The following is an 8,788-nucleotide window of genomic DNA, read 5'->3' on the forward strand; positions in this document are numbered from 1 at the left end:
TCGGGACCGAGCGGGCCCGCCCGGCGAAGCCGGGACGCCACCGCTGCGCCGACACGTGCTCCAGGGTGCCCGGGTCCTGCCCCCGTGCAGGGGGCGGCGAACGTCTTCGATGAGAACCACGTGGCCGAGCCGGCCCACGGAACCCTGGTCCAGGCCCTGACGCTCACCGCGGGCCGACGCCGAACCCCCGCCCCCGGCAACGGAAAAGGACACGGACATGACCACAGGCCTCCGGATCACCGGAGTGAGGATCACCCCCGTCGCCTTCCGGGACCCGGCGCTGCTGAACGCGGTCGGCGTGCACGAACCCTTCGCCCTGCGGGCGATCGTCGAGGTGGCCACGGGCGACGGCCTGACCGGTCTCGGCGAGACCTACGCGGACGACGGGCACCTGCGCCGGCTGCGGGCGGCCGCGGACGCGCTCACCGGCATGGACGTGTACGCGCTCGGCGCCATGCACCGCGAACTGTCCCGGGTCCTGGCCGGGGACGACGGCACGCACGGCTCCGGGCTCACCGGGATGATCACCACCAGCAGCGCCGTGGACCGGGTCTTCTCCCCGTTCGAGGTCGCCTGTCTGGACATCCAGGGCAAGGCGGCCGGACGCCCCGTGAGCGACCTGCTCGGCGGCGCGGTCCGCGACCGCGTCCCGTTCGGCGCGTACCTCTTCTACAAATGGGCCGGACACCCGGGCGGCGCCCCCGACGACTGGGGGGAGGCGTTGGGCCCTGAGGCGATCGTCGCCCAGGCCCGGCGCATGATCACCGACTACGGCTTCACCGCGATCAAGCTCAAGGGCGGCGTCCGGCCGCCCGATGAGGAGATCGAGGCCGTCCTCGCCCTGCGCGAGGCGTTCCCCGGGGTGCCGCTGCGGCTGGACCCCAACGCCGCCTGGACGGTGCCGACCTCGGTCGAGGTGGCCCGCCGGCTGGAAGGCGTCCTGGAGTACCTGGAGGACCCGACCCCCGGCCTCGGCGGGATGGCCCGGGTGGCCCGCGAGACACCGGTCCCGCTCGCCACCAACATGTGCGTCGTCGCCTTCGGGCACCTCGCGCCGGCCGTGGCCCAGGGCTCGGTCCAGGTGGTCCTCTCCGACCACCACTACTGGGGCGGACTGCACCGCTCCAGGCTCCTGTCCGGCGTCTGCGACACCTTCGGCATGGACCTGTCGATGCACTCCAACTCGCACCTGGGCGTCAGCCTGGCCGCCATGACCCACCTGGCGGCCGCCACCCCGAACCTCACCTACGCCTGCGACACCCACTGGCCGTGGAAGACGGAGGACGTCGTGGTCCCCGGCGCCCTCTCCTTCTCCGGCGGCTCCGTGCGCGTACCGGCCGGGCCGGGGCTCGGCGTGGAACTGGACCGCGACGCGCTCGCCCGGCTCCACGAGCAGTACATCGCCTGCGGACTGCGCAACCGGGACGACACCGGCTACATGCGGCGGATCGACCCGGACTACGAGAAGAAGACGCCCCGTTGGTGACGCGCCGCGGCCGGCGGCCCCCGCCCGCCGCGGCGCGCCCGACGTAAGAGACAGGCCATGCTCGACTGGGCCGCCCTCGGCGGCTACTTCCTGGTGATGCTGCTCATCGGCCTCTGGTCGCACCGCCGCATCGGTGATGTCGGTGACTACTTCACCGGCGGCGGCCGGATGCCCTGGTGGCTCTCCGGCATCTCCCACCACATGTCCGGCTACAGCGCCGCGGTCTTCGTCGCCTACGCGGCGATCGCCTACAGCTACGGCATCACCGTCTACGTCTGGGCGTTCCTCCCGCTCGCCTTCGGCACCGCCGTGGGGGCCTGGCTGTTCGCCCCGCGCTGGCAGCGGCTGCGGCAGCGCTACGCGGTCGCCTCGCCCTTGGAGTACCTCGCCGAGCGGTACGACATACCGACCCAGCAGGCGCTGGCCTGGAGCGGGGCCCTGCTCAAGGTCTTCGACGTCGCCGCGAAATGGGCGTCCGTCGCCGTCCTGCTCAACGTCTTCACCGGCCTGTCGATGACGGTGGGCATCCTGGTCACCGGCATCGTCACCCTGCTCTACTGCACCGTCGGCGGTCTCTGGGCCGACGCGCTCACCGACTTCGGGCAGTTCGTCATCCAGGGCCTCGCCGCCCTCGCGATGCTCTGGGTCGTGCTGGACCGGCTCGGCGACGGACCGGCGGGGCTCGCGACCCTCTGGGACCGACTCCCCGACGGCCACGCCGAGCCGCTCGTCGGGCCGTACACCGCCACCTTCCTCGGCGCGTACGTCGTCGTGAAGCTCTTCGAGTACAACGGCGGCATGTGGAACCTGGCCCAGCGCTACATGGCCACGGACTCCCCGAAGGCCGCCCGCCGTTCGGCCGGCCTCTCCGCCGTGCTGTACGTGGTCTGGCCCGCCGTGCTGCTGTTCCCGCCGGTCGCCGCGGCGGTGCTGCTGCCGGACATCGCCGATCCGGAGAAGGTCTACGCGCTGATGGCCGAGTCCTATCTGCCGGCCGGGCTGGTGGGCCTCACGCTCGCCGGGATGTTCTCCCACACCATGGCGATGGCCTCCTCGGACGCCAACGCGGTCTCCGCGGTCGTCACCCGTGACATCATCCCCGCGGTGGTGCGCCGTGCCCGGGAGCTGCCCCCGGCCACCGCCCTGCTCGTCGCCCGTGTCTGCACGGTCGTCTTCATCGGCGTCAGCATGGTGGTCGCCATCGAGGCCGACCACTTCGGCGGTGTCCTCGGCATCATCGTCGGACTGGTGGCGGCCGTGATGGGGCCCATTTCCATCCCGATGCTGCTCGGACTGCTCCCCGCGTTCCGGCGGTTCGGGCCCCGCGCCGCGCTCTCGTCCTGGGCGCTCGGCCTGCTCGGCTACGCCCTCGTGAGGTTCGTGCTCGACAGCGCCGACCAGACGCTCGTGATCGTCACCCCGCTCGCCACCTCGCTCGTGGTCTACCTCGTCGTCGGCCTGACCGGCCCGGAGCCCGACGAGACCGCGGACGCGATCGTGGCCGCGCTCTCGCCCGCGCCCGGCGGCGACGAGGAACCGGGCCCCGCCCCGAGGCCCGCCGCCGCACCCGGCGCCACCGACTGACCCGCTGTTTTCCGGACCCGCGCCGCACACCGCGGGTCTGCCTGTCATGAACACGTACCCATGGGGAGAGCCAGCATGGACCAGCACACCCCGCATCACACCAGCCGCAGGACGCTCCTCGGGGCGGGCCTCGGCATCACCGCGCTGACGGCGACACCGCTCGGTTCGCTGACGGGGCTCACCGGCGAGGCCGGGGCGGCACCGCACGCTCCCGCCGGCCCCGGCGCCGTACGGTCCACGGACCCCGGCGCGTACATCTCCTTCACTCCGCGATCCGGGGCGTTCGCCCTCGTCAAGGCGGGTCGGGCGGTACCGGTCGTGGTCAGCGACCGCGACCACCCGGGCGTCGTCCGGGTGGCCGGCGACCTCCGGGACGACATCCGGCGGGTCACCGGCGTACGCCCCGCCCTCGCCCACGACCTGCCGGCGAAGGCCCGCGAGATCGTCCTGGTCGGGACCATCGGCCGCAGCCCGCTGATCGACCGGCTGATCGCCACCGGCAGACTGAACGTCTCCGGTGTCGAGGGCGCCTGGGAGACCGCCCTGCAGACCGTCGTCGACAAGCCTCTGCCCGGCGTCGACCGGGCCTTCGTCATCGCGGGCAGCGACCAGCGGGGCACGGTCTTCGGCGCGTACGACGTCTCCCGGGGCATCGGCGTCTCACCCTGGTACTGGTGGGACGACGTCGTCCCCGTCCACCGCGACGCGCTGTACGTGCTGCCCGGCCGGTACAGCCAGGGCACCCCCGCCGTGAAGTACCGCGGCTTCTTCATCAACGACGAGAACCCGGCCCTCGGCACCTGGGCCCCGGCGTACTTCGGACCCGGCAAGGCCCCCGGTTTCGAAGGCGGCTTCAACGCGGACTTCTACGCCAAGGTCTTCGAGGTCATGCTGCGCCTCAAGGCCAACTACCTGTGGCCCGCCGTGTGGGGCCGGGCCTTCGCCGAGGACGACCCGCTCAACCACGCCACCGCCAAGGCGTACGGTGTCGTCATGGGCACCTCGCACGAGGCGCCCATGATGCGGGGCATCGAGGAGTGGAACCGCCACGCCGTCGCGGCGGTACGCGACGCCGAGGGGAACATCACCACCCCCGGACACGACCCCTACGGCGGCACCGGCGAATGGTCCTTCCGCCGCAACGCCGAGGCCGTCAAGGCCTACTGGCGCGAGGGCGTCCGCCGTATGGCCGACGAGGACTTCGAGGGCGTCGTCACCCTCGGCATGCGCGGCAACGGCGACGTCAGCCTGCCGGACGGCGACGGCATCGAGCTGATGCGGGAGATCATCGCCGCCCAGCGCGCGATCCTGGCCGAGGAACTGGGCTCGGAGACCGCCGTCCCCCAGGTGTGGACGCTCTACAAGGAGGTCCAGCACTACTGGGACCGCGGCCTGCGCGTCCCCGACGACGTCACCGTCGTCCTCACCGACGACAACTGGGCCAACGTCCGCATGCTGCCGGACCTCGGCAAGGACGACCGCTCCGGCGGCTACGGCCTCTACTACCACTTCGACTACGTCGGGGTCGGCCGCAACTACAAGTGGGTCGACACCACCTCGCTCCCCAACATGTGGGACCAGCTCCACCAGAGCGCCGCGTACGGCAACCACGGGCTGTGGGTGACCAACGTCGGCGACCTCAAGGGCAACGAACTCCCCACCCAGTTCTTCCTGGAGTACGCCTGGGACCCCGAGCGCTGGCCCCTGGAGGAGCTCCCCGAGTGGGAGGAGCGCTACGCCCGGCAGAACTTCGGCGAGAAGCACGCCGAGGAGATCGCCGGCGTCCTGCGCACGTACGCCGCCCTCCAGTCCCGCCGCAAGCCCGAACTGCTCAACCGCAGGATCACCCTCGACCCCGCCAAGGACCCGGCGACGGACTCCTCGGCCGTCGTGTACGACGACGAGGCCACACCCTTCAGCCTCGTCGACTACCGCGAACTGGAACGCGTCACCGAGGACTGGCAGCGGCTGGACAAGGCCGCCGAACGCGTCCGGCACACCCTGCCCGCGTCCGCCCAGGACGCCTGGTACGAGCTGGTGGGGTACGCGGTACGGGCGACGGCGAACCTCTACGCCCTGCGCGAGGCGGAGTTCACCAACCTGCACTACGCGCCGCAGGGCCGGGCCCTGACCAACGAGCTCGCGGCCACCGCCGAGGCCCGCCTCCAGGACGACTTCGCCCTGGCCCGGCGCTTCGGCACCGAGGTCGCCGGCGGGAAGTGGGAGGGCTTCCAGTCGCAGCCGCACATCGGGTACGGCGACGTGGACCGCTACGGCCCCAACGCCCCCTGGCAGCAGCCCGAACTGAACGACGTGGCGATCGCCGACGAGATCTTCCCGGCCGTCAAGCGGATCACGCTGCCCCGGCGCGCCGAGATGGGCGTGGCCGTCGACGGGTCGGAGCACTGGTGGCCGGGCGGGGCCGAGGGCGGCGGCGAGCCGGAACTGCCGGCCTTCAGCCCCTACCAGAGCCAGCCCGCGCAGTACGTCGAGGTGTTCAACCGAGGCACCGTGCCCTTCGACTTCCGGGTCCGCACCGGTGCCTCCTGGCTGGTGGCCGACCGGACCCGGGGCAGGGTGAGCACCCAGACCCGCGTCACCTTCCGGGTGGACTGGGCCCGCGCGCCCAAGGGCGTCACCCGGGTCCCGGTCACCGTCACGGGCCCCGGTGGCCGGGAGGTCGTCGTCCGGGCGGTGGTCGACCGCCCCCGCACGGACCGCTCCCGGCTCGCCGGATTCGTCGAGGCCAACGGGTACGTCTCCGTCGGCGCCGACCACTACCACCGCGCGGTCGGGCGCGGCGGCATCTCCTGGCGCCGCATCCCCGGCATCGGACGGACCGGCGCGGGCATGGAGCCCTTCCCGGTCACCGCTCCCCGGCAGACCCCGGGGGGCGCGGGACCCCGGCTGGAGTACCGCCTCAGCCTGTTCACCACGGGGCCGGTCACCGTATGGGCGTACCTCTCGCCCCGCAACGCCGCGCCGGCCTCCGACGGGCTCACCTACGCCGTCTCCTTCGACGACGAGGCACCGCGCTCCGTCGACATCACGGCGGTGACCGGCTCCGACGACGGGACCATGAACCCGCAGTGGGCCCGCAACACCTCCGACAACGTCAACCGCACCTCCACCGTGCACCGCATCGGCCGGGCCGGGACGCATGTGCTGAAATTCTGGATGGTCGACCCGACGGTGGTGCTGCAGAACCTGGTGGTCGACACCGGCGGCCTCAAGCCCAGCTACCTGGGCCCGCCGGAGAGCCTCCGGCTGAGCTGACCGGAGCGGGACGAGGAGGCGCGGATGGGAATCCGGATCGAGGACACCGACGGGCACGGGGCGGCGCTGGAGGTGACTCCCGGACCACCGGGGCACAAGCCGTCGATCGGCATCCTGGTCGAGGACCCGTCGGGCCGTGCCTCCTGGTCCTGCTCCCCGGCCGCGGCCAGGGAACTGGCCGCGGCGCTCGTCGCCGCGGCCCGGGAGGCGGAGGAGGCGCCGTCGGAGCCCGTCACCGTCAAGGCGCGCGACCTGCTGCGCGGGGACGTCCGGGACGGGCACCGGGTGATGACGGTCGAGGCCGTCCGGACGGACGGGGCGAACGTGCAGGTGACCTGGGTCTCGGAGGGGGGCCGCAGCTGGAGCCAGGTGTACGAGGCCGGCACCGACATCCGGCTGAGGCGCCGGCTGCGCCAGGGAGGCTGAGAGGCGGGCGGAGGGGCTGGTACGGCAGGTTGCGTATTACGGCGTTCCTCGTAGTACGGTGAATCTCGTACGAGTGGTGGCCCGGCGTGTCCGGGGGCCGCGCCGTCCGCCCTGCCGTCGCACCCGAGGAAGCGGAGCCCCTGTGAGCGCGCTGTTCGAGCCCTACACCCTGCGGTCGCTGACCGTCCCCAACCGCATCTGGATGGCACCCATGTGCCAGTACAGCGCGGAGCCGTCCGGGCCCGACGCCGGCACGGCGAACGACTGGCACCTCGCCCACTACGCCTCCCGCGCGGCGGGCGGCACCGGCCTGATCCTGGTCGAGGCCACGGCCGTCAGCCCCGAGGGCCGGATCAGCCCCGCCGACCTCGGCCTCTGGAACGACCGCCAGACGGAGGCGTTCCGCCGCATCACCGCCTTCCTCGCCGCGCAGGGCACCGTCGCGGGCATCCAGCTCGCCCACGCGGGCCGCAAGGCGTCGCACGACCGCCCCTGGCGCGGTGGCGGGCCCCTCCCCGCCACCGACCCGGCCGGCGAGGGCTGGCAGACGGTCGCCCCGAGCCCCCTTCCGTACGACGAGGGCCACCCGGTGCCCGCCGAGCTGACCACCGACGAGATCGCGGAGGTGGTCACCGCCTTCGCCGATGCCGCCCGCCGCGCCCTCGCGGCCGGCTTCCGGGTCGCGGAGATCCACGGCGCGCACGGCTACCTGATCGGCCAGTTCCTCTCCCCGCACAGCAACCACCGGACCGACTCCTACGGCGGATCCTTCGAGAACCGCACGCGCCTCGCCCTGGAGGTCGTGGACGCGGTGCGCGCCGTCTGGCCCGAGGAGCTGCCGCTGTTCTTCCGTGTCTCCGCCACCGACTGGCTGACCGAGAACGCGGACGACGCGCGCGAGGGCTGGACCGCCGACGACACCGTGCGGCTGGCCCGCGAACTGCGCGCGCACGGCGTCGACCTGCTGGACGTCTCCACCGGCGGGCTGGCGCCCAGGGCGAGCATCCCCGTCGGACCGAACTACCAGGTGCCCTTCGCCGCCCGGGTACGCGCCGGGACGGACCTCCCGGTCGCCGCCGTCGGACTGATCACCGACCCCGTGCAGGCCGAGAAGATCCTCACCGAGGGCGAGGCGGACGCCGTGCTGCTCGGCCGGGAACTGCTCCGCGACCCCTACTTCGCCCGCAACGCGGCACGTGCGCTGGGCGGTGACGTCGCGGCGCCCGAACCGTACGGGTACGCGGTCTGAGGAGGCGCCGGCCGGTACGCCGGCCGTCCGGGGCGGCGCCCGCGGGCGCGCCCGCCGCCCGCCGGTAGGCTGGGCCGCTCGGTAGGCTGGGCCGCGATGTTCACTCCCCAGGGGCCCACCCTCCGCGAACTGGCCGTCCAGGCGCTCTCCTCGACGATGCGCGGATACGACCTGCTCGCCCCGAAGTTCGACCTGACGCCCTACCGGACCCCGGACCGGGTGCTGGACGCCGTCGCCCGCACGCTTAGGCCGCTCGGCCCCTTCGACCGGGGGCTCGACGTCTGCTGCGGCACCGGCGCGGGCGTGGGCGTCCTGCGCGGCCTGTGCCGGCGGCGGGTCACCGGCGTCGACTTCAGCGCCGGCATGCTCGCCGTGGCCGGCGCCGCCTTCGCCGACGCCGACGGCGGCCCTCCGGTGGACTGGGTACGCGCCGACGCCAGGGCGCTGCCCTTCGGGCCCGTCTTCGATCTGGCCCTGAGCCTGGGGGCGTTCGGGCACTTCCTGCCCGAGGAGCGGCCCGTCCTCTTCGACCGGGTGCACGCCTCGCTGCGGCCGGGCGGCAGCTTCGTCTTCCCGGTCGGCGCGCCGCCCCCGGCCGGTTCGCGGGCGTATCTGGCGATGCTCGGGTTCGACGCCGCCATGCGGGTGCGCAACGCGCTGTGGCGCCCGGAATTCGTCATGTATTACCGCACGTTCCCGCTCGCCGGGGTCATGGACGACCTGGCCCGGGCCGGGTTCGAGGTGCGGCTGCTGCCGCTGGAGGACCT

General features: G+C 73.2%; 6 protein-coding genes. All 6 read left to right on the forward strand.

Annotation, left to right across the window (positions count from 1 at the left end):
- Positions 1 to 217: 217 nt before the first annotated feature.
- The gene (locus tag IH13_RS0126155) at positions 218 to 1,486 is read left to right on the forward strand and encodes a glucarate dehydratase family protein (RefSeq protein ID WP_031088415.1); all 1,269 of its coding nucleotides are present in this window, start codon (positions 218 to 220) and stop codon (positions 1,484 to 1,486) included.
- A 57-nt stretch (positions 1,487 to 1,543) separates the two neighbouring features.
- Positions 1,544 to 3,070, forward strand: coding sequence for a sodium:solute symporter family protein (locus tag IH13_RS0126160; protein ID WP_031088416.1), 1,527 nt, complete (start codon positions 1,544 to 1,546; stop codon positions 3,068 to 3,070).
- Positions 3,071 to 3,145: 75 nt separating this feature from the next.
- Positions 3,146 to 6,346, forward strand: a complete 3,201-nt coding sequence (locus tag IH13_RS0126165; protein ID WP_031088417.1) for a glycosyl hydrolase 115 family protein — start codon at positions 3,146 to 3,148, stop codon at positions 6,344 to 6,346.
- A 24-nt stretch (positions 6,347 to 6,370) separates the two neighbouring features.
- On the forward strand, positions 6,371 to 6,772 hold the full coding sequence (locus IH13_RS0126170) for a hypothetical protein (RefSeq protein WP_031088418.1): 402 nt from the start codon (positions 6,371 to 6,373) through the stop codon (positions 6,770 to 6,772).
- 142 nt (positions 6,773 to 6,914) lie between these two features.
- Positions 6,915 to 8,021, forward strand: coding sequence for an NADH:flavin oxidoreductase/NADH oxidase (locus tag IH13_RS0126175; protein ID WP_031088419.1), 1,107 nt, complete (start codon positions 6,915 to 6,917; stop codon positions 8,019 to 8,021).
- Positions 8,022 to 8,117: 96 nt separating this feature from the next.
- The coding region (locus tag IH13_RS0126180) for a class I SAM-dependent methyltransferase (protein ID WP_031088420.1) at positions 8,118 to 8,788 on the forward strand (671 nt) is incomplete at its 3' end.

Origin of the sequence: Streptomyces sp. NRRL WC-3549, assembly GCF_000721935.1 — a bacterium.
GTDB lineage: Bacteria > Actinomycetota > Actinomycetes > Streptomycetales > Streptomycetaceae > Streptomyces.